Source organism: Pseudoalteromonas sp. CST2 (assembly GCF_028599385.1).
In the GTDB taxonomy this organism is placed as follows: Bacteria; Pseudomonadota; Gammaproteobacteria; order Enterobacterales; family Alteromonadaceae; genus Pseudoalteromonas; species Pseudoalteromonas atlantica.
In genome coordinates, this window is sequence record NZ_JAQREO010000018.1 from 17,429 (window position 1) to 37,837 (window position 20,409).

18 protein-coding genes are annotated in these 20,409 nt (G+C 42.4%); 10 read left to right on the plus strand and 8 right to left on the minus strand.

Annotated features, from left to right (window positions below; all coding sequences use genetic code 11):
- Nucleotides 1-3: 3 nt before the first annotated feature.
- The gene (metB, locus tag PSH41_RS18040; RefSeq protein WP_273589803.1) at nucleotides 4-1,251 is read right to left on the minus strand and encodes a cystathionine gamma-synthase; all 1,248 of its coding nucleotides are present in this window, start codon (nucleotides 1,249-1,251) and stop codon (nucleotides 4-6) included.
- Between the two features lie 268 nt (nucleotides 1,252-1,519).
- Here metB and metJ point away from each other — a divergent pair, with 268 nt between their 5' ends.
- Complete coding sequence (metJ, locus tag PSH41_RS18045; RefSeq protein ID WP_004589341.1) at nucleotides 1,520-1,840, plus strand: met regulon transcriptional regulator MetJ; 321 nt, start codon at nucleotides 1,520-1,522, stop codon at nucleotides 1,838-1,840.
- Between the two features lie 61 nt (nucleotides 1,841-1,901).
- Here metJ and PSH41_RS18050 read toward each other — a convergent pair whose 3' ends face one another.
- Together PSH41_RS18050 and rpmE are read right to left on the minus strand one after the other, a co-directional pair.
- Nucleotides 1,902-3,143: a malic enzyme-like NAD(P)-binding protein gene (locus PSH41_RS18050; RefSeq protein WP_024032535.1), complete on the minus strand. Its 1,242-nt coding sequence runs from the start codon at nucleotides 3,141-3,143 to the stop codon at nucleotides 1,902-1,904.
- A 520-nt stretch (nucleotides 3,144-3,663) separates the two neighbouring features.
- Nucleotides 3,664-3,879 carry a 50S ribosomal protein L31 gene (gene rpmE, locus PSH41_RS18055; RefSeq protein ID WP_004589339.1) on the minus strand — a complete coding sequence of 72 codons (216 nt, stop codon included), beginning with the start codon at nucleotides 3,877-3,879 and terminating at the stop codon, nucleotides 3,664-3,666.
- 232 nt (nucleotides 3,880-4,111) lie between these two features.
- Between rpmE and priA the strand changes: the two genes are divergently transcribed.
- The 5 genes from priA to PSH41_RS18080 all read left to right on the plus strand — a co-directional run bounded on the left by priA (nucleotide 4,112) and on the right by PSH41_RS18080 (nucleotide 9,212).
- Nucleotides 4,112-6,298: a primosomal protein N' gene (priA, locus tag PSH41_RS18060; protein ID WP_273589801.1), complete on the plus strand. Its 2,187-nt coding sequence runs from the start codon at nucleotides 4,112-4,114 to the stop codon at nucleotides 6,296-6,298.
- An 11-nt stretch (nucleotides 6,299-6,309) separates the two neighbouring features.
- On the plus strand, nucleotides 6,310-6,837 hold the full coding sequence (locus PSH41_RS18065; RefSeq protein ID WP_004589337.1) for an SPOR domain-containing protein: 528 nt from the start codon (nucleotides 6,310-6,312) through the stop codon (nucleotides 6,835-6,837).
- Nucleotides 6,838-6,916: 79 nt separating this feature from the next.
- A complete protein-coding gene (hslV, locus tag PSH41_RS18070) occupies nucleotides 6,917-7,435 on the plus strand; it encodes an ATP-dependent protease subunit HslV (protein WP_004589336.1) in 519 nt (172 codons plus the stop codon).
- Nucleotides 7,436-7,446: 11 nt separating this feature from the next.
- The gene (hslU, locus tag PSH41_RS18075) at nucleotides 7,447-8,775 is read left to right on the plus strand and encodes an HslU--HslV peptidase ATPase subunit (protein WP_273589800.1); all 1,329 of its coding nucleotides are present in this window, start codon (nucleotides 7,447-7,449) and stop codon (nucleotides 8,773-8,775) included.
- 62 nt (nucleotides 8,776-8,837) lie between these two features.
- Nucleotides 8,838-9,212 carry a gamma-butyrobetaine hydroxylase-like domain-containing protein gene (locus PSH41_RS18080; RefSeq protein WP_273589799.1) on the plus strand — a complete coding sequence of 125 codons (375 nt, stop codon included), beginning with the start codon at nucleotides 8,838-8,840 and terminating at the stop codon, nucleotides 9,210-9,212.
- A 31-nt stretch (nucleotides 9,213-9,243) separates the two neighbouring features.
- Here PSH41_RS18080 and PSH41_RS18085 read toward each other — a convergent pair whose 3' ends face one another.
- The 3 genes from PSH41_RS18085 to PSH41_RS18095 form a co-directional block, all read right to left on the minus strand.
- A complete protein-coding gene (locus PSH41_RS18085; protein WP_273589798.1) occupies nucleotides 9,244-11,124 on the minus strand; it encodes a methyl-accepting chemotaxis protein in 1,881 nt (626 codons plus the stop codon).
- Nucleotides 11,125-11,213: 89 nt separating this feature from the next.
- Nucleotides 11,214-12,251 (minus strand): MJ1255/VC2487 family glycosyltransferase, encoded by a 1,038-nt coding sequence (locus PSH41_RS18090; protein WP_024031313.1) that lies wholly within the window; start codon nucleotides 12,249-12,251, stop codon nucleotides 11,214-11,216.
- The gene (locus PSH41_RS18095; RefSeq protein WP_064386266.1) at nucleotides 12,248-12,787 is read right to left on the minus strand and encodes a phosphatase PAP2 family protein; all 540 of its coding nucleotides are present in this window, start codon (nucleotides 12,785-12,787) and stop codon (nucleotides 12,248-12,250) included. Before PSH41_RS18095 ends, PSH41_RS18090 begins: the two co-directional genes overlap by 4 nt.
- Before the next feature lie 202 nt (nucleotides 12,788-12,989).
- Between PSH41_RS18095 and rraA the strand changes: the two genes are divergently transcribed.
- Nucleotides 12,990-13,487, plus strand: coding sequence for a ribonuclease E activity regulator RraA (rraA, locus tag PSH41_RS18100; protein ID WP_004589330.1), 498 nt, complete (start codon nucleotides 12,990-12,992; stop codon nucleotides 13,485-13,487).
- 77 nt (nucleotides 13,488-13,564) lie between these two features.
- The gene (locus PSH41_RS18105; protein WP_273589819.1) at nucleotides 13,565-14,617 is read left to right on the plus strand and encodes a formimidoylglutamase; all 1,053 of its coding nucleotides are present in this window, start codon (nucleotides 13,565-13,567) and stop codon (nucleotides 14,615-14,617) included.
- Nucleotides 14,618-14,814: 197 nt separating this feature from the next.
- Here the strand turns inward: PSH41_RS18105 and PSH41_RS18110 are convergent, their stop codons facing one another.
- Both PSH41_RS18110 and hutI read right to left on the minus strand, forming a co-directional pair.
- Nucleotides 14,815-16,479, minus strand: coding sequence for a GGDEF domain-containing phosphodiesterase (locus tag PSH41_RS18110; protein WP_273589817.1), 1,665 nt, complete (start codon nucleotides 16,477-16,479; stop codon nucleotides 14,815-14,817).
- Nucleotides 16,480-16,601: 122 nt separating this feature from the next.
- A complete protein-coding gene (gene hutI / locus PSH41_RS18115) occupies nucleotides 16,602-17,849 on the minus strand; it encodes an imidazolonepropionase (protein ID WP_273589797.1) in 1,248 nt (415 codons plus the stop codon).
- Nucleotides 17,850-17,960: 111 nt separating this feature from the next.
- On the opposite strand from hutI, the gene hutC reads away from it, so the two are divergent.
- Nucleotides 17,961-18,668, plus strand: a complete 708-nt coding sequence (hutC, locus tag PSH41_RS18120) for a histidine utilization repressor (RefSeq protein ID WP_273589796.1) — start codon at nucleotides 17,961-17,963, stop codon at nucleotides 18,666-18,668.
- A gap of 67 nt (nucleotides 18,669-18,735) precedes the next feature.
- Nucleotides 18,736-20,409: a urocanate hydratase gene (gene hutU, locus PSH41_RS18125; protein ID WP_273589795.1), complete on the plus strand. Its 1,674-nt coding sequence runs from the start codon at nucleotides 18,736-18,738 to the stop codon at nucleotides 20,407-20,409.

A 20,409-nucleotide genomic window follows, 5' to 3' on the forward strand; every position in this document is an offset into this window, starting at 1 on the left:
CAATCACCACAAAGCTGGATGAGCAGCCTGCTGCTTTACATCACCATTGGCATTGCCTGCAGCTTTGCCAACACGCCCTACATTTTTATTTTGCCCAGGTTTAACTAAGTTAAATACACGCTCAAAATCAGCCAGTAGGTCTTCTATATCTTCAATACCGACCGAAATACGAATTAGCGTATCGCCCACACCCGCCTCTAAACGTGCTTGAGCTTCCATACCTGCGTGAGTCATAGTCGCAGGATGACAAATTAAACTCTCAACTCCACCTAGCGATTCTGCTAAGCTAAATTCTTTAAGGCTTGTTAAAAACGCCGCGGCATCATTCACATCGCCTTTAATATCAAAACTAACCATACCACCAAACCCAAGCTGTTGGGCTTTAGCAAGCGCATGTTGAGGATGCGATTCAAGGCCTGGGTAGTAAACTTGGCTAACATACTCAGAGCTTTCTAGGTATTTAGCAATTGCCAGGGCATTTTCTTGGTGCTGTTTTAAACGCACATTTAAAGTACGTAAACCACGTAACGTTAAATAGCTATCAAATGGTGCGCCGGTAATACCAATGTTATTGGCCCACCAAGCAAGCTCATCACCAAGCTCTTGTGTTGCAGCAACAACTGCACCGCCTACAACATCAGAATGGCCGTTTATATATTTAGTGGTTGAGTGCACAACAATATCTACGCCAAACTTAATTGGGTTTTGTAATGCCGGTGATAAAAAGGTGTTATCGGCGGCCACTAATGCACCGCACTGTTTTGCTATATCCGTCACGGCTTTAATATCCGTTAGGCGCAGCACAGGGTTACTTGGTGTTTCTATCCAAATTAATTTAGGTTTGATGGTTGAAATTTGTTCTAGGCTTTCTGGTTTAGTTAAATCAAGTACTTTAAGTTTAAGCAAGCCGCGCTTTTCTAACGACGTAAATAAACGGTAGCTGCCGCCATAACAATCGTGAGGAATAACCAATGTATCATCGTTATTTAATAACTGTGTGGCTAAGTGCACTGCTGCCATGCCCGTAGCAGTAATAATTCCGCGTGCGCCACCTTCAAGCTCTGCTAGAGTGTCAGCTAAAATATCGCGATTAGGATTACCACTGCGTCCATAGTCGTATGCGCGCTTAGTATCAAAATCGGCAAACGAATAAGTCGTCGATAAATAAATTGGCGGTACAACGGCGCCATGATGTTTATCGGCATCAACCCCATTTCGTACAGCAATGGTTGCTTTGTTTTTTTCGCTCATATTCGTCACCTGATTAGTTTGGATGTTTAGACGTCTAAAAGAGTAAGTTATCCATTATAATAAGTCAAAGCTTTTAAAGCTCTAGATGGCTAAAAATAACAGACGCGTAAAACTTCAAGAAAGCTGTATTTACTATTACAGCCAGCTTATTAAGATAGATTGCTATCTATTATTTGACTATCTTTTTTAAAACGATAGAATTTCACGCATATTTACACGCTTTTTACGCCGTGTGAGAAATTAATAATCTGAGGCAACGATACATCTTATGGCTAAATGGAATGGTGAGTATATTCACCCATACGCAGAACACGGGAAAAAATCAGAGCAAGTTAAAAAGATCACCGTTTCGATCCCGCTAAATGTATTAAAAGTATTAACTGATGAGCGTACACGTCGTCAAATAAACAACCTGCGTCATGCAACAAACAGCGAGTTACTATGCGAAGCGTTTTTGCATGCTTTTACAGGCCAGCCATTACCTAATGATGATGACCTACGTAAAGATAACGCAGAAAAAGTACCTGAAGAAGTTAAAAAAATAATGCAAGAAATGGGTTTAGAAGTGCCTATTTTAGACGAAGAATAAAACGTCTTTTTAAACAAAAAAACCTCAGCATGCTGAGGTTTTTTTGTTTCAGCGCTATATATTACGCCATATAATTTTCCGGTAAGTCAATTTGTGCCACGCCCGACTCAACAGCAGCAATAGCAACCGCCTTGGCTATACGTGGTAATAAACGCGGGTCCATCGGTTTAGGAATAATGTAGTCTGCACCAAATTCGAGCTTTTCTACACCCGCTGCTTTTAATACTTGCTCAGGCACTGGCTCTTTAGCAATACTACGAATAGCTTCGACAGCGGCTATTTTCATTTCATCGTTAATTGCGCTTGCACGTACATCAAGTGCACCACGGAAAATAAACGGGAAACATAAAACATTATTAACTTGGTTAGGGAAATCAGAACGCCCCGTTGCCATAATTAAGTCTTTACGTGCACTGTGCGCAAGCTCAGGTGCAATTTCAGGATCTGGATTTGAACATGCAAACACCACTGGCTTATCAGCCATAAGTTTTAGATCTTCAGGTGCAAGTAAGTTAGGACCCGATACACCTACAAACACATCAGCATCAGCAATTACATCTTGTAGAGTACGCTTATCGGTATTGTTAGCAAAAAGCTGTTTGTATTCGTTTAAGTCATCGCGGCGAGTATGAATAACCCCTTTGCGGTCTAGCATATAAATATGTTCGCGCAGTGCACCACACTTAATTAACAGCTCCATACAAGCAACCGCTGCAGCGCCTGCACCTAAACATACAATAATGGCATCTTCTATTGATTTGCCCTGCACTTCTAAGGCGTTAAGCATACCTGCCGCAGTTACAATAGCGGTACCGTGTTGGTCATCATGAAAAACCGGAATACTGCAACGCTCAATAAGTGCTTTTTCAATTTCAAAACACTCTGGCGCTTTAATATCTTCTAAGTTAATACCACCAAACGTGTCGGCAATATTAGCCACTGTATTTATAAAGTCTTCGGTGGTGCGATGCTTAACTTCAATATCAATAGAATCTAAGCCAGCAAAACGTTTAAATAAAAGCGACTTACCTTCCATAACAGGTTTAGAGGCTAACGGCCCCAAATTACCCAAACCTAAAATTGCCGTACCATTACTGATCACCGCAACCATATTACCTTTACCGGTATATTTATATGCATTGGCTGGGTCTGCTGCAATTTCGCGCACAGGCTCTGCAACACCGGGGCTGTATGCTAATGCTAAATCTTGCACCGTTTCGGCTGGTTTTGTTAGCTCAATGCTGATTTTGCCTGGAACGGGGTGAGAGTGGTAGTGTAATGCTTGTTCACGAAAATCTGACATAACGCGATGGTATCCTGCAATTTAAGTTAAGTGAGAGGGAGTATGGGGCTAAGATACTCTTATTATTTTTAAATTCCAAGCAATATCAGGTCTATCCTGTTATATGCTATATCCGTTAATTTTAAGTGATTTATCAGCAACTTCGCTAAAAGTTATCAATATTAAACAAATAAAAATTCATTCAAAAAGTGCTTTTTGAGGTTCATTTTGCCCTGCCAATATCTTTGTAAAATAGCAGAATAGTAAAATAGTAAAATGCACCAATATGGCGCGTTTATCCCCGTTAAAAACAAATATCGCCACGATAAGCACTTTTAGCAGCTTGGTTAAAAATTAACGTATAAAAAATATAGAGAAGAATTGTGAGTTTGTCTGCAAAGGTTTATGCATATTCAGAATAAGAACAGGAAATAGTTATGCACACGTAGTACGGCAACAATCGGTGATTTTTTAGTAAAAATGATGATTTTTAGGCACAAAAAAAGCACCCGAAGGTGCTTTTTTTACTAAACAGCAATAATTACTTTTTGCTGCTAAGTGCACCGAAGCGCTTGTTGAAGCGATCAACACGGCCGCCAGTGTCTAAAATCTTTTGCTTACCAGTGTAAAACGGGTGACACGCAGAACATACGTCTAGGTGAATGTCTTTACAAAGAGTAGAACGAGTTTCGAATTTGTTTCCGCATGAACATGTTGCAGAAATTGCTTCGTACTTAGGGTGAATACCTTCTTTCATAGGAACCTCTAGTTAAGGCCGCATCGCTCTCCAAACCCGAAGTCTGGCACCATACGTCGTTAAAACAAATTTATAGGCCGCGGATTTTATCCAACTAGCTTGCCCCGCACAAGCTTTAATTACGCTTTTTGCCAAAAAAGTAACCAACCAGCGCTACCGCATCCATTTGTATGTAGGTTTTTAGCCTTATTTTTAGTACATTAAGCTATTACCCTTTATCACATGAGTTGTTATGCGTTTTGTTGAAGTTGCTATTAAAGTTCCGTTACCACGCACCTTTGATTATAAAATAGATGAACAACTCATCTCGCCCTCGGCGCCTATTATGCCAGGGATGCGTGTTTTAGTGCCTTTTGGCAATCAAAAGAAAGTAGCGGTTGTTCTTGCACTTAAAACGCATACCGACGTGCCAGAGAACAAAATTAAAGCGGTTACTGAGGTTATTGACCAAACCCCTATTTTATCATCACAGCATTTAGAACTGCTTAGCTTTACTGCACGCTATTATTGCTATCCGCTCGGCGAAACTATACACATTGCGCTGCCAGGTGCGCTTCGCCAAGGTGAAAACCCAGATAAAACCAGCATTAATATGATTAGCCTTACCGAAAAAGGCGCAAAGGTTCCATCATTAAAAGCGAAAACTCAGCTAAATTTATTAAAGCAACTCGCACAATCGGGTAAGTCGTCGATAACCGAGCTAAAAGCGCTCGGCTTTAGTAAAAAAACAATAGATGCCTTAATAGATAAAGAGCTTATAACCCAAAGCATTGAGCATGATAATCAATGGCAAAGCGTTGCGCCCACAGTCGGCACCAAGCCAGTACTTAATAAAGAGCAAGCCGTAGCGTGCACTACAATAAATCAAAGTGTTGGCTTTAAGAGCTTTTTATTAGAAGGTGTGACAGGCAGTGGTAAAACCGAAGTGTATTTACAATGCCTAGAAGAAGTCCTTAAACGTGGCGAGCAAGCCTTAGTATTGGTGCCTGAAATAGGCTTGACGCCACAAACTGTTAACCGATTTCGTCGTCGCTTTCCCGATACCCCAATTATGCTATGGCACTCTGCCCTAACCGATAACGAACGCTTGCAAACATGGCGTTTTTGCGAAAAAGGCAGCTGCGCAATTGTAATAGGCACCCGTTCGAGTATTTTTCTACCTTTTTTAAAGTTAGGAATGATAGTGGTTGATGAAGAGCATGACTCATCATTTAAACAGCAAGATACCTTACGCTACCACGCACGCGATTTAGCCGCTTATCGAGCATTTCAGCACAAAATACCGCTTATTTTAGGCAGTGCCACCCCTGCGCTCGAAACACTGCACAAAGCTATAAACAACAAATACCAACTTTTAAGCCTTACAGAGCGCGCACAAACTGCGACCGATAATCAGTTTATATTGCTCGATATGAAAGGCCAGCCCGACCAAGCGGGTATTGCACACGCAAGCCTTGCCACTATGCGCCAACATTTAAACCGTGGTAAGCAAGTTATGGTGTTTTTAAATCGTCGTGGCTTTTCTCCTACGCTAATTTGTCACGAATGCGGTTGGCTGAGTGAGTGCAATCGCTGCAGCACCAGCGCAACCTTTCATAAAGCCATTGGCCAAATGATTTGCCACCACTGTGGTGAGCAACACCCAGTACCTCACCAGTGTCCTGATTGCGGTAGCACACAAATTTTTCCTAACGGTAAAGGCACCGAACAAATTGAAGAATTTTTATCGAGTGAATTCCCCGATACACCCGTAACCCGCATCGACCGCGATTCAACCCGCCGTAAAGGGAGCTTAGAAAAAGCCTTAGAGGAGATAAACCAAGGCGGGGCGCGTATTTTAGTGGGCACACAAATGTTGGCTAAAGGTCATCATTTTGCCGATGTTAGCTTAGTGCTTATATTAGATGTAGATAGCGGCTTGTACTCGTGCGATTTTAGAGCCACAGAGCATTTAGCCCAGCTGGTAACTCAAGTTGCTGGGCGCGCGGGTCGCTCTGGTGAGCCAGGCCAAGTATTACTGCAAACCCACTTTCCTGAACACCCTTTATTGCAAGACTTAGTAAATAATGGCTACCAAGATTTTGCCCGCTTTGCTTTAAGTGAGCGTGATGATGCCGACCTTCCACCCATTACTAATATGGCTATAGTTAGAGCACAAGGGCACAGTATTAAGCTCGTTGTCGATTTTTTGACGGATTTGGTTCCTGTTAACGGTGTATCTGGTATACAATTGCTCGGTCCAATTCCTGCCCCACTAGAAAGAGTGGCGGGTATGTACCGGTTTCAATTGCATATTCAAGCGCAAGACCGCAAAGTATTGCATCAGTATCTTGCGCAAATGGTCGACTATATAAGCACCAGCAAACTTGCACAAAAAGTGCGCTGGAGCCTTGATGTTGACCCTATAGACATGATTTAGGTTAAAGCCAAATGGCACAGCACGATTATATTAATAAAAAACCAGCGGGTAGAAAAAACACCAAGCAAGCCCCTGCTAAAAAACCATTTCCTATACTTTTAGTTGTTATTACTGTTTTGCTTGTAGGCGGCTTTGCTTACGGCTTATGGTTTATTAAAAATAACGCCGACCCTGAGCTTGTTGAGCAGCAGGCGCACCCTAAAACAGCTGAAAAAGTAGAAATAGCTAAACCTCGCGCCCCTAAGTTCATTGAAGAAATTAAAGAGCACGAGATCCAAGTTGAAGTAAGAGAAATTGAGCAAAAAGGCCCCTATGTTATGCAGTGTGGGTCGTTTAGAACACACGCACAAGCCGAAACCCTCAAAGCTAAAATTGCCTTTGCGGGCTTAATTTCTGAAATTAAAAAGACCACAGGTACTAATGGTGTTTGGTATAAAGTGCGTTTAGGCCCTTATAAAACAAAGCGCCAAGCCGAAAGCGACAAAAACAAACTCAAGCGAGTGCATGTTGTTAGCTGCGGAATTTGGGGCTGGACTTGAAATTAGTCCATTCACCCATATAACCTCATCATAATCGTTTTTTACAAGCTGCCCCCGCAGCTTGATGATGAGGAATAACATGACCACTATCGTAAGTGTACGCCGCGACAATAAAGTAGTAATTGGTGGCGACGGCCAAGTTTCACTTGGTAATACCGTAATGAAGGGCAACGCCCGTAAAGTTCGACGCCTTTATAATGGCAAAGTAATTGCTGGTTTTGCCGGCGGTACTGCTGATGCCTTTACCCTTTTCGAACGCTTTGAAAGCAAACTAGAAATGCACCAAGGTAACCTCACTAAAGCCGCTGTAGAAATGGCCAAAGACTGGCGTAGCGACAGAGCTTTACGCAAGCTTGAGGCACTCCTTGCGGTTGCAGATGAAACTGCTTCACTAATTATCACCGGCAATGGTGATGTAGTGCAGCCAGAAAACGATTTAATTGCCATTGGTAGCGGTGGTAACTTTGCTCAATCAGCAGCCACTGCCCTATTAGAAAACACCGATTTAAGCGCTCGCGATATCGTAGAAAAAAGCCTGACCATTGCTGGCAACATCTGTGTATTTACCAACAACTTCCAAACAATCGAAGAATTATAATAGGACCCATTATGTCTGCTATGACCCCAAGAGAAATTGTACACGAGTTAGATCAGCATATTATTGGTCAAGCTAATGCTAAAAAAGCCGTGGCTATTGCCCTGCGTAATCGCTGGCGCCGTATGCAACTAAACGATGACTTACGCAGCGAAGTAACCCCTAAAAACATTTTAATGATTGGCCCAACCGGTGTCGGTAAAACTGAAATTGCCCGCCGTTTAGCTAAGCTCGCTAATGCGCCTTTTATTAAAGTAGAGGCGACTAAATTTACTGAAGTGGGTTATGTTGGTAAAGAAGTAGAGACTATCATTCGCGATTTAGTTGATGTATCAATTAAAATGACCCGCGAACAACAAACTAAAAAGTTTAAACACCGCGCAGAAGAAGCAGCAGAAGAGCGTATTTTAGATGCACTTTTACCACCGGCTAAAGATCAATACGGTGAAACACAGCGCGATGACAACTCATCTACTCGTCAAACATTCCGTAAAAAATTACGCGAAGGTCAGCTTGATGATAAAGAAATAGAAATAGATTTAGCGCAAGCACAGCCGAATGTAGAGATTATGGCGCCTCCTGGTATGGAAGATATGACCAACCAGCTGCAAAGCATGTTCCAAAACATGGGTGGCGACAAACGTACTAAGCGTAAGTTAAAAATTAAAGAAGCCTTTAAGTTATTAACTGAAGAAGAAGCCGCTAAATTAGTTAACCCTGAAGAGCTAAAAGAGCAGGCTATTTTTGCAGTAGAGCAAAACGGCATTGTGTTTATTGATGAAATAGACAAAATTTGTAAGCGTGGCGATTCGTCAGGCCCAGATGTTAGCCGTGAAGGTGTACAACGCGACCTACTTCCACTAATTGAAGGCTCAACCGTTAATACTAAGCACGGTATGGTGAAAACCGACCACATGCTATTTGTTGCATCAGGTGCGTTCCAAATGGCTAAACCATCAGACATGATCCCTGAGCTACAAGGTCGTTTACCTATTCGTGTAGAGCTTGAAGCACTAAGTGCTAATGACTTTAAACGAATTCTTACTGAGCCGCATGCTTCACTTACTGAGCAGCAACGTGAATTGCTTAAAACTGAGCAAGTAAATGTTGAGTTTAACGATGATGCAATAGAGCGCATTGCTAAAGCCGCTTGGCAAGTAAACGAGAAAACCGAAAACATTGGTGCTCGTCGCTTACATACAGTAATGGAAAAGCTAATGGAAGAAATTTCATACGATGCATCTGAACAAGCAGGCTCTACCCTTACTATTGATGCCGCTTATGTAGAAAAACATTTAGGCGCATTAGTTGAAGATGAAGATTTAAGCCGCTTTATTTTATAAGGTAGGCAAAAATACTATACTAAAAGCCTCCATATTGGGGGCTTTTTAATGGGACATATAAAATGAAACACGTAACAAAAGTGCATTATCATAGCGTGAGTAAAAACCTAGATGTTTACTTTGATGATGACAGTATGACTGTATTTAGCTGCGAGTTTTTACGCGTTCACTCTCCCTCGGCCGCAGTGCAAGGGCATGGTGCAGAGCCAATGAAGTTGGTACTTAATAAACAACATGTTGGTATAAAAAAGATTGTACCGGTGGGGCATTACGCACTTAGATTAGACTTTGATGATGGTCATAACAGCGGGCTATTTAGCTGGAGCTACTTTGAAACACTACAAGCGCAGCACGAAACCTTGTGGGATAAATACCAAGCGCGTCTTGCCGAGCACGAACAAAACAAAGACAGCGTACCAATAAAGTTTGTTCCCTAAACCTTATTGGCTTTTTAAACGCTACACTGTATTACACTTTAAACTTATCAATAGCCGCAAATAATACGCGCGCTTGTTCAGAGACTTCTTCACTGGTTTGCGCATTATTAACTGCATGCTCAGAGGCATCTTGGGCAATGTCTCTAATGCGTACTACATTTTTGTTCACCTCTGATGCCACCTGACTTTGCTCATCAATAGCAACGGCAATTTGAGTGCTCATTTCCATTATGGTTTGCACATCTTCGGTAATAGCGCCGAGTAAATCACCCGCTTTAATAGCTTGTGAAGCACTTTCATCACCTTGCGAGCGACATTGATGCATAATACTTACTACCTCTTGCGTGCGTTGCTGAAGCGTATTAATAATGCCTTCAATTTCACTGGTAGACTCTTGTGTACGTTGCGCAAGCGAGCGTACTTCATCCGCCACAACAGCAAAGCCTCGCCCTTGCTCACCAGCACGAGCGGCTTCTATCGCGGCATTCAATGCAAGTAAATTGGTTTGCTCTGCAATGCCTCTGATTACATCGAGCACAGAACCTATGGTTTCACCGTCTTTTTCAAGTTGCGATACCACACTTGATGCGTTACCTAACGACGAAGATAAATCGCGTATGTGCTTAACCGTAGAGTCTACTTCATTTCGCCCTTGCTGCGCGCTTAGATTGGTTGACTCTGCTTTTTTAGCAGCAGCTTCGGTATTATGAGAAATATCTTGAATCGTTGCCTGCATTTGCGTAGCCGCAGTGGCAACCATATCCGCTTCGTGTAACTGCTCTTGCATGCCTGAACTTGTTGCAGAGGTACTTTCAGATAAGTGCTCTGTTGCCACATTTAACGTATTAAGCGCGGTATTCACTTCGTTTATGAGGTTTTTAAAATCGCCTATTAAACTATTAAAGTCCGAGGTCATAATGGTAACTTCATCATTACCTGTTTGCTCTATCATTACGCTTAAGTCGTTATTACGGCGTATGTCGTTTATGGTGTGATATACCCGCTCAATAGGCACAATAATCGAGTGGCTAGTAAAGTACACCAGCGCCAACACTATAATCCCCGAAATAACAAATACAACGATGGCAATAAACTGCGCTTGGTCAACGCTTTTCTCAACTTCCAGCTTGGTTGACTCAACAATTTGACCAACAACCTGATCGCTTTTTTCTACGTTAATACGCATAACGCCTAGTGCACTAGAGTCTAAATCTAGCCCTAACTGCGTTTGTGCCTTTACAAGATTTTGAAAAGCACTTTGATACGTATCTATTAAAGGGCTTATTTGCGACTTATAACTACTTTGCAAATCAGCTTGGGTAATTTTTTGTTTAAACGTACTAATAAGTTCGTTAAAGCGAGTTAAGTATTTTGCATCAAAGCGCAGCATAAAATCTTTCTCAGCGCGTCGCAGCTGTAGCATTGCCGATAAAAGCTCAAAGTTATCTTGCTCTTTTAATAGCACCTCAACTTCGTGCACTGCAGTTCTGAGCTTGCCATACAACCCATCTTTAGGGTTTAAACCTATCTGCTGCTGTAACCTAACAACCTCTGAAAAATTGTTGTTGTAGTTAGTAATAAGCGTATGAAAATGCTCAATTTGCGCTGTGGTAATGCCCTGCTGTTGCATTACCTCCTGCAGCTTTTTGATTTTAGTGCTTAGCTGTTTAAAATCCTTATCAAATGATGTAAGTGCTTCCTGCTGCTTGTAAAAAAGAAAGTTTTTTTCATGCTTTCTAAGCTCTAGTGCATGTACGTTGAGCTCTTCTGCAAGCTGAATTGTTTTATTCAGATTGAGTGTTACGCGCGACTCATAAATTATCACACACAACAAAATGACCATTGCCAGACCGACTACCACTGCATTAAGTTGCAAACGCCTTTTAATGGTTAAGTTTTGTAAAAAATTCATTGAAAACACCTATATTTAATATGCACTAATAGTGTAGTACGTTCTGGCGCTTTACATTAAGTTTTTTATTAACTTTTTATACATATAACTCATGCTTTTAGATTAACACTCCCCCATAAATCTTTATGCAATGAGTGAGTGTCATGCCACTGTTTATTAAGTAGCCATTTAACCAAAGGGGCAGGATCACTGGGAAAATTAATTTGTTTGTTTTGCGGGGCACTATTCCAATCATCCAGCGCTTGCGGGTTTAAATAATTCATTACATGGGCCATTTTCATCGCCCGCAATGTTTGTGCATTTGCATCTTGTTCAAACTGACCATCAAGAGGTTTAAGTAATAATTTTTTCCCAAGCTTTAAGGCCTCACTTGCCAGCTCAAAGCCTGCATTACCAATTACGCCACTGGTATTTGCTAAGTCGTTTAAAAACCCCGCTCGTGAAGGAGTGCGCAAATGAATATGCCCGAGGGATTTATCCTGCGCATGCGGGTGGTAACAGTAAAACTCTTTTTCTGGGAAGTCCTTTAAATAATCAATAATGTTGTCGAGGTTCTCAAAGGGCAAATACACCAGCACTTTATTCATAACGGCGACAGGATTGCCATGGTCATGGTTTGCAATAAAGGGCGGTATAATATTATCTGCAAAGGGCTGCCAATGTACGCCTAAATAGGTGCTTGCTGGCGCGTAGTGCTTAATAAGAGATTTTCTAAATAAACCGCGGCCAAACATAGGCACGCTATTAGATAAAAAAGCCGCCTGGTGACTAATACCAACTACAGGCACGCCTGCGCGCTTTGCAGCCCAAGCTGAAATAGGCTCAAAGTCATTTAAGACGAAATCGTATTTTTTTACATTAAATGATTTTATATCGTTAACTAACTTACACACTCGGGCATTTTTTAATGTTTGATAGCTTTTTACTTGGCCGTTTTTAGTGCTAAACGATAACCCCCGAAACGTTTTGTAATCAGCAAAGTCCTGCATATCAAAGTAGTCTTTTTCAGGGCGTCCTGAAAAAACGTAATCTACATCTATACCTAACTCTTTAAAACAACTTGCCATAACACGGGCGCGCGTAATGTGGCCATTACCTGTGCCTTGTATGCCGTATAATATCTTCATACAGGCACCACCAAAGCTAGCGCAAATAAACCGCATGAACTGCCAATAACGGCGCCTATTATTATATCTGCCGGAAAATGTACGCCTAATACTACGCGAGAAACCGCCACCCCCGATGCCCAACTAAACCAAAGCCACGCATACTCTGCAAAAAAGTGACTCAATATTACCGCAACTAAAAATGCTGCTGCACTGTGCCCAGAAGGCAAACTAAATTTGTCACTAGGCACAATATACGCATTACTGACTAAGCAATCACAGGGGCGGATTCGGCCGAAGCTACGTTTTGCTAAAAAGTAAATAGGCCTTTCAATTGCAAACCCCAGTAACACCGATATTGGCAATAACTGATGCTGATCATTGGCACTTAACCACCAAATGGCGCCACACATAAGTAAATATAAACCACCATTACCACTTTTAGATAAACCAAGCGCAGCCGTCTTCAGCCATTTGGGTGAATTATAATTAAACAGAGTTAAAAAGAGTTGTTCATCCATTTGAGCCATTTTTTTAAGCACGTTATTGTCGTTCATTATTTACCCTTAGCTGCACGATATCTAACCATAGTTAAAGCTTAGTGGCAGAAAATAACAATTGAGTGACGCTTTTAAGACACTATTGTTGCCATTTCTAATTTCGGCATTTTTTGAATAAATTTACTGCTATTAAGTCGTTGTTATTGCATATAAGGAGGGTATACTGAGGGTAACTTATGTACCCTTTGAGGATAAAATAATGGATTACAGCACTTCTGACTTATGTGACTTTTTTGCCGATGTGGTTGACGTGCTTGAACCGATGTTCATCAACTTTGGTGGTCGACACACGTTTGGCGGCCGAATTAAAACGGTTAAATGTTTTGAAAATAATGAACTGATCCGTGAAATACTCTCACAAGACGGTACTGATCAAGTACTACTTATCGATGGTGGTGGCTCAACACGACGCGCCCTTATCGACATTGAACTTGCAGAGCTTGCGCTTGATAACAACTGGAACGGCATTATTGTATTTGGTGCTGTGCGTCATGTAGATGAGTTAGAAGAAATTGATTTAGGTATTCAAGCGATTGCATCAATTCCTGTGGCCGCCGACAGCGAAGGCGCTGGTGAAGATGGCATTGGCGTTAACTTTGCTGGTGTGTCGTTTTTTGATGACGATTTTATCTATGCAGATAGTACTGGCATTGTATTATCAGCAGAAGAACTTGAACTAGAAGTTATCGAAGAATAAAGTAACAAGCAGTGCTCAACAGAGCACTGCTTACGCCACCACGAATAATTTTTGCTGCTCAATACGGATTCAACACAGTGCACCCTACCTTAAAAGTGTATGATGAAAACGCCGTTAAACCCTATTGCTCCACACGCGTTAACGAAACAAAAACCTGGCAGTCTGCTGCCCTATTAGACACCCATGTAAATGTACAACAAGCCCTTAACGATGCAGCGCAATTTGGTATTCACTACGTATTAATTGGTATATGTGAAGATATAGGCCCTCGCGCTAACTTAGGCAATGGCGGCTCACACCAAGCTTGGCCCGCTTTTTTACAATACTTTTTGAACCAACCAGTTAACCAGTTTAACGCGACCCAGCAGGTATTGCTGTTAGGCGAAATTGACGTTGATGATGTAATGGCGCAAGCGCAAGGCTTAAATAACCAGCATGCTGAAGAGCTTGCTCAACTACGCAAACTATGCGCAACAATAGATGAGCGTGTAGAGGCGGTATTAACGCTTATATTTAATGCGGGCCTTGAGCCTATTATTATCGGCGGTGGGCACAATAATAGCTTTGGCATACTCAATGGTTTAAGCAAACATAGTGGGGCTTCAGTTAACGCTATAAATTTTGATCCCCATGCAGATTTACGGCCTTGCGAAGGTCGCCACAGCGGCAATGGTTTTAGCTATGCTTTGAGGAACAATGCATTGCAGCAATATCATATTATTGGCCTGCATGAGCAAAAAAATAACCAAGCCATTTTTGACTTAATCGCGCAAAATCAATGTAGTTTTCACAGCTATCAAGCTATTAATATACGCCGAGAAATATCACTAACCGATGCCGTACAGCACGCCTTAGCAGCGTTTAATAATGCGCCACTTGGTATTGAACTCGACTTAGACAGTATTTCATTTTTACCGGCCAGCGCGTATACATGCTGCGGATTTAGCGTTAGTGATGCTGAGCATTATGTGTATTTAACAGCAAAACACAGCACTGCCCGCTACCTACATTTGTGTGAGGCTGCACCGCTAAATCACCCAGCTGGGTTAACAGCAGGTATGCAAAGCTGTGGGCAAATTATTAGTGCATTAGTTAATGCCTACTTACATGCAAAAACGCGTTACTTGTAATTAGCTTAATTAATCGCTGCATTTTTTAAGGCCGCCAAATTGCCTTACTAGCTTAGCTAAAAATGGTGAGTTAATTGAGCTTACTATTGGCAGGTGTATAACTCACTTTTGCACGCTATACGCTCATAAGTGAGTAATTCTATCGCAGCTAATTGCAGAATTTTCCTTACAAAATAATTATTGCAGCTTGGCAAAACTTATTGAGTTTGGTGAGCCTGCCACTGCTTTAGCCAACTCATTAAGCCAATGCTGCTTAACGGGTGGCCAAAATAATAACCTTGTGCTGCGTGCGCTTTTAAACTTTTTACAAACTTTAATTGGTCTAAGGTTTCAACGCCCTCAAAAATAACCTTGGTATTTTGTTGGTTATGCATTTCAACCATACCGCCTACTAGGCTGCGAATATTATTTTGATTGCTAAAATCTGCAGTAAGCGATGGCGCCACCTTAATGTATTCAACAGCTAGATTTGGCAGCTTAGAAAGAACAATGGGGTTATCGCCTAGCCCATCAACGCATATTTTTAAACCTATATTATTTAATCGGGCAATCATCGCACGGCCCTTATTATCTAAATCTGTGAATATATGCAGCGGGCATTCAACAATTAAATCTCCGTGTTGTAAGTTGTGCTCACTTACCACGCTATCTACAAACTCAACAAACTCTTCGTTAAGCATTTCGGGGCCAAATAAGTTAATGCTCAGCGGTATAGCAATCCCCTCTATGCGAAGTGCCATGGCAAGCTCTGCGGCCCGCTCTATAACAAACTTAGCCAGTGGGTAAGCTAAACCCGCAATATGAATATCATCAATAAACCGGTGGGCAGATAAAATACCTTGTTGAGGGTGCTGCCAACGCAACAGAAGCTCTAAAAACTCAATTTGGCCGTCGTCATTGCGAATAATAGGCTGAAAATAAAGTTCAAGCTCGCTTACAAAATCAATATTAGCCAGCTCTTTTAAACGGGCTTGCTGCTCAAGTTGCTCAACCATCATTTGTTGATGGTACACAACCACAGCTTTTTTAGGCTGACTATCAAGGGCTAAGTATGCACACGATACTAAGTTATCAAAGTTAGCGTCTTGCTCATCGCAATTAACGTAACTCGCCCTTGCTTTTACCTCTACGGTACAGTTAGCGACGTTAAACGGTTTAAGTGTTGCGCCAATAATTTGCTCAATGATGTGTTCATGGCTATGTTTGTGCACAGCTAAGCTGCAAATAAAGGCAAAGTTAAGACCCCCTAAATGCGCCAATTTTTCTTGGCCACCTAAATCAATCACATTGTCGTGATTTAGTAAGCCTTTTATTCTGTTGGCCGATTGTGCCAACAACAAATCACCAAAATCTCTGCCTATGTGCTGATTAACTTGCTCAAACCCTTCTAGACGAACAATCACCAGTGCTGCTTCTAGCTGTTTTTCTTTACACCAGCTGTAATAGCCCTGGCGTAACTGCTGTTTATCTGCAAATGCAGCAAGAGGAGAGTCATCTTGGTACGGCTCAGGCTCATTAATATTATGCGAATCTTCAACTTTGGGCTCTTCTTCCTCGCTCATTAGCCCTACAACAGCTAGCAGAATAATAGCCACCACCACCCAAAATAGGGGCACGTCCATGAGTAAATGCGCTGAAAACAACACCACAAATAGCAACCCTGAAACGGCGCTTGTGATAATCATGCTCCAACTATTACGCTCAAACGCTTGCCATAAATGAAAGCAAAAACCAAAAGCGAGCAATATTGCTAACCAAGCAGCCCCGCTACTTAAAATGGCTAAACCGACAACGCCTGTACATAAGTAACTAAATTTAATACTGGTATTTTTAACCGCAAATAACGTAGCGACCATCGCCATTAACAGCGCGCCGCTAAAAAATATTGGAAAGTTACTGTCAGTCAAAATACTCAAGCTTACGCCACTCCATTAGCTATAAAATTTAATAAAAGCATGTTAAATATGGACAAAAATAATACAAACTAATTAATTCTACCCAAAATCCATAGATTTAACAGTTTATTTACGCCAAATTGGTAACTTAATTGTGCAGGGTGACCTATTTGCCAATGCGCAATATCAGCCCTTGCCCCAACCTTTAGCACGCCTCTGTCTTTTAAACCTAGTGCCTGCGCTGCATTGCGGGTTACTCCCGCAAGGGCCTGCTCAGGGGTGAGCCTAAATAAAGTACATGCCATGTTCATCATTAATTGCACAGAACATAAAGGCGAGGTGCCTGGATTAAAGTCACTGGCAATAGCAATAGGCACATTGTATTTTTGCAGCAAATCGATGGGAGGAAGCTGTGTTTCTCGTAAAAAATAAAAAGCCCCAGGTAATAAAACAGCCATAGTGCCAGCCTCTGCCATGGCTTTTACGCTGTTTTCATCAAGGTACTCAATATGATCAGCTGAAAGACCTTTATACTCAGCCACCAGCTTTGCGCCCTGCTGATTAGAAAGCTGCTCAGCATGGCATTTTACCGGCAAGTTATGTTTTGTAGCTGCATCAAACACTTGTTTTGTTTGTGCAAGACTAAAGCCTACATTTTCACAAAATACATCCACAGCATCGGCAAGGTTATTAGCCACTACGTGCTCAAGCATCTGCGTACATACTAAATCAATGTATTCATCTGCACGGCCTTTGTATTCAGGGGGTAGCGCATGTGCACCTAAAAACGTGGTTTTAATATCAATAGGATGATGCTCATTAAGCAAACGCGCCACTTCTAAAATTTTTATTTCGTTTTCAACATCAAGCCCGTATCCCGACTTTATCTCAGCAGTCGTTACGCCCTCGGCAAGTAAAGTGTTTAAGCGATCTTTTGCATCAACAAATAACTGCTCATGATCTGCCGCGCGAGTGGCCTTAACGGTACTGGCTATACCGCCACCTTGTGCAGCTATTTGTTCATAGCTTACACCTTGTAAGCGCTGCTCAAATTCCTCAGCTCGGGAGCCTGCAAATATTAAATGTGTATGGCAATCAATAAGCCCAGGTGTTAACCATTGCCCTTTAATACTTAATGTAGGGGTAGCAAAGGCATCAAAACTGGGTAAGTTTGATTGCTCACCTAACCATACAATTTCGCCGTTTTTAATCGCCAGTGCCGCATTTTCTATAGCCCCATAAGGTTTATCAATTGTGCTATCCATGGTTGCTATGTTGGCATCAGTCAATAATAAGTCGAGATCTTCTAAGGCGTAACCCGTTGTTTTATTTTGCATACTTAGCTCCCTAATGCGCTTAAAATACAGTCTAACAATACACCTTGTATATACAAGACAATTATGCCATCTTTATTAAATAGTTTATTTTAAGTACAGCTAATAATAGTAATGCCCACACCTAAATTTGCACAAATTAAACAATTTATTGTCGATAAAATAAAAAATGGCGCATGGCAAGAAAACCAACGTGTCCCCTCAGAAAACGAGCTTAGCAGCCAATTTTCTGTAAGCCGTATGACCGCACGACGTGCACTGAGCGAATTAACAGATTCCGGTATTTTAACGCGCAGCCAAGGGTTAGGTACGTTTGTAGCCAGTTTTAAATCGCAGTCGTCACTACTTGAAATTAAAAACATAGCCGATGAAGTAAAAGAACGTAACGGGCAATACAGCTGTAGTGTGCAGGTGCTTGAATCAATCAATGCGGTAGCACCCATAGCCATTGCGCTTGGCGTTGAAGTAGATAGCCTGGTGTATCGCAGTGTGCTTGTACACAATGAGAACGACAAACCACTGCAAGTTGAAGAGCGATTTGTAAACCCAGCTTTAGCCGCGGGTTATTTACAACAAGACTTTAGCGCCCTCACCCCGCATGAATACTTATCGAGCGTAGCGCCGCTCACACAAGCGCGCCACACAGTGGAAGCGGTTATGCCCAACTCGCAAATGTGCCAATGGCTTAACCTGTATAACGAAGAGCCCTGCTTACAGGTTATTCGTCGTACTTGGTCTACAAAAGGCATAGTAAGCTTTGCTCGCTTAGTATCACCGGGCAGTAAATACCGTTTGGGCGGGCACTTAACATTTAAAAAATAATAACAACGTAACGCTCAAGGGCGTTTTTTTGTAGCTGACCATCTTGTATATACAACAGGAGAGATTCATGAACAACCGGCTCGACACACACCGAGAAATCCGCGCGCCTCATGGCGATAAAATTAGCGCTAAAAGTTGGCAAACAGAAGCCGCTAAACGCATGTTAATGAACAATTTAGACCCTGATGTGGCAGAGCACCCTCACGCGTTAGTGGTATATGGCGGTATTGGCCGTGCAGCAAGAGACTGGCCAAGCTTTGATAAAATAATTGAAACCCTTGATAGGCTCGAAAACGACGAAACGCTGCTTGTGCAATCGGGTAAGCCCGTGGGCGTATTTAAAACCCACGAAAACGCGCCGCGCGTTCTCATTGCTAATTCTAACCTGGTGCCACATTGGGCAAATTGGGGGCACTTCAATGAGCTCGATAAAAAAGGCTTAATGATGTATGGGCAAATGACCGCGGGCTCTTGGATTTATATTGGCTCACAAGGCATAGTGCAAGGCACTTACGAAACCTTTGTAGCAATGGCAAAGCAACACTTTGGCGGTAATGCAAAAGGTAAATGGGTTTTAACAGCAGGCCTTGGCGGTATGGGAGGTGCCCAACCACTCGCCGCGACGATGGCAGGCTTTAGCGCATTAGTTGTGGAATGCGACGAAACCCGTATCGATTTTCGAATTAAAACCGGCTACGTTGATGTAAAAGCCACGACACTTGAGCACGCGCTTGAGCTAGTTACCGATGCTTGCATTAAAAGCAAGGCATTATCGGTAGGCTTATTAGGTAATGCTGCCGATATTTTTACTGCACTGGCAAACAGCAATATTACCCCTGATATAGTGACCGACCAAACCTCAGCGCACGACCCACTCAACGGCTACCTACCGCAAGGTTGGAACATGCAACACGCAGCAAAAATGCGTGAACAAAACCCACAGGCAGTGGTTAAAGCCGCTAAGCAATCTATGGCAGTGCAAGTAAACGCCATGCTAGCACTTCAAAAAGCCGGTGCTGCCACTACCGACTATGGCAATAACATTCGCCAAATGGCATTTGAAGAAGGCGTTACTAACGCGTTTGATTTTCCGGGCTTTGTGCCTGCTTATATCCGTCCGTTATTTTGTGAAGGAATTGGCCCATTTAGATGGGTTGCGCTTTCAGGCGACCCCGAAGACATTTATAAAACCGATGCAAAAGTGAAAGAGCTTATCCCAGAAGATACCCACTTACATAACTGGCTTGATATGGCACGTGAGCGCATTCAATTTCAGGGGTTGCCAGCGCGCATATGCTGGGTTGGTTTAAAAAACCGAGCCCCCCTTGCACTGGCCTTTAACGACATGGTTAAAAATGGCGAGCTTAAAGCGCCGGTTGTAATTGGTCGCGATCATCTCGACTCTGGCTCTGTAGCAAGCCCCAACCGTGAAACCGAAAGTATGCAAGATGGTTCAGACGCCGTTTCTGATTGGCCGTTACTTAATGCTTTGCTTAATACTGCGGGTGGCGCAACGTGGGTGTCGCTGCACCATGGCGGCGGAGTGGGCATGGGCTTTAGCCAGCACGCAGGCGTGGTTATTGTTGCAGATGGTAGTGAACAAGCTGCGCAACGCATAGCTCGTGTGCTTTGGAACGACCCTGCTACCGGCGTTATGCGCCATGCTGATGCAGGCTACGACATTGCAAAAAATTGTGCGCAAGAGCACCACCTAGATCTCCCTATGCTAAACAAGGAATAG

What these genes read in the sequence shown, in the direction of transcription:
- PSH41_RS18110 (WP_273589817.1), bottom strand. Translation starts at nt 16,479, where the DNA reads ATGGCGATGGTCGCTACGTTATTTGCGGTTAAAAATACCAGTATTAAA.
- hutU (WP_273589795.1), top strand. Translation starts at nt 18,736, where the DNA reads ATGAACAACCGGCTCGACACACACCGAGAAATCCGCGCGCCTCATGGC.
- rraA (WP_004589330.1), top strand. Translation starts at nt 12,990, where the DNA reads ATGGATTACAGCACTTCTGACTTATGTGACTTTTTTGCCGATGTGGTT.
- PSH41_RS18095 (WP_064386266.1), bottom strand. Translation starts at nt 12,787, where the DNA reads ATGAACGACAATAACGTGCTTAAAAAAATGGCTCAAATGGATGAACAA.
- hutC (WP_273589796.1), top strand. Translation starts at nt 17,961, where the DNA reads ATGCCCACACCTAAATTTGCACAAATTAAACAATTTATTGTCGATAAA.
- PSH41_RS18085 (WP_273589798.1), bottom strand. Translation starts at nt 11,124, where the DNA reads ATGAATTTTTTACAAAACTTAACCATTAAAAGGCGTTTGCAACTTAAT.
- PSH41_RS18065 (WP_004589337.1), top strand. Translation starts at nt 6,310, where the DNA reads ATGGCACAGCACGATTATATTAATAAAAAACCAGCGGGTAGAAAAAAC.
- PSH41_RS18050 (WP_024032535.1), bottom strand. Translation starts at nt 3,143, where the DNA reads ATGTCAGATTTTCGTGAACAAGCATTACACTACCACTCTCACCCCGTT.
- PSH41_RS18090 (WP_024031313.1), bottom strand. Translation starts at nt 12,251, where the DNA reads ATGAAGATATTATACGGCATACAAGGCACAGGTAATGGCCACATTACG.
- priA (WP_273589801.1), top strand. Translation starts at nt 4,112, where the DNA reads ATGCGTTTTGTTGAAGTTGCTATTAAAGTTCCGTTACCACGCACCTTT.
- hslU (WP_273589800.1), top strand. Translation starts at nt 7,447, where the DNA reads ATGTCTGCTATGACCCCAAGAGAAATTGTACACGAGTTAGATCAGCAT.
- hutI (WP_273589797.1), bottom strand. Translation starts at nt 17,849, where the DNA reads ATGCAAAATAAAACAACGGGTTACGCCTTAGAAGATCTCGACTTATTA.
- metJ (WP_004589341.1), top strand. Translation starts at nt 1,520, where the DNA reads ATGGCTAAATGGAATGGTGAGTATATTCACCCATACGCAGAACACGGG.
- PSH41_RS18080 (WP_273589799.1), top strand. Translation starts at nt 8,838, where the DNA reads ATGAAACACGTAACAAAAGTGCATTATCATAGCGTGAGTAAAAACCTA.
- hslV (WP_004589336.1), top strand. Translation starts at nt 6,917, where the DNA reads ATGACCACTATCGTAAGTGTACGCCGCGACAATAAAGTAGTAATTGGT.
- metB (WP_273589803.1), bottom strand. Translation starts at nt 1,251, where the DNA reads ATGAGCGAAAAAAACAAAGCAACCATTGCTGTACGAAATGGGGTTGAT.
- rpmE (WP_004589339.1), bottom strand. Translation starts at nt 3,879, where the DNA reads ATGAAAGAAGGTATTCACCCTAAGTACGAAGCAATTTCTGCAACATGT.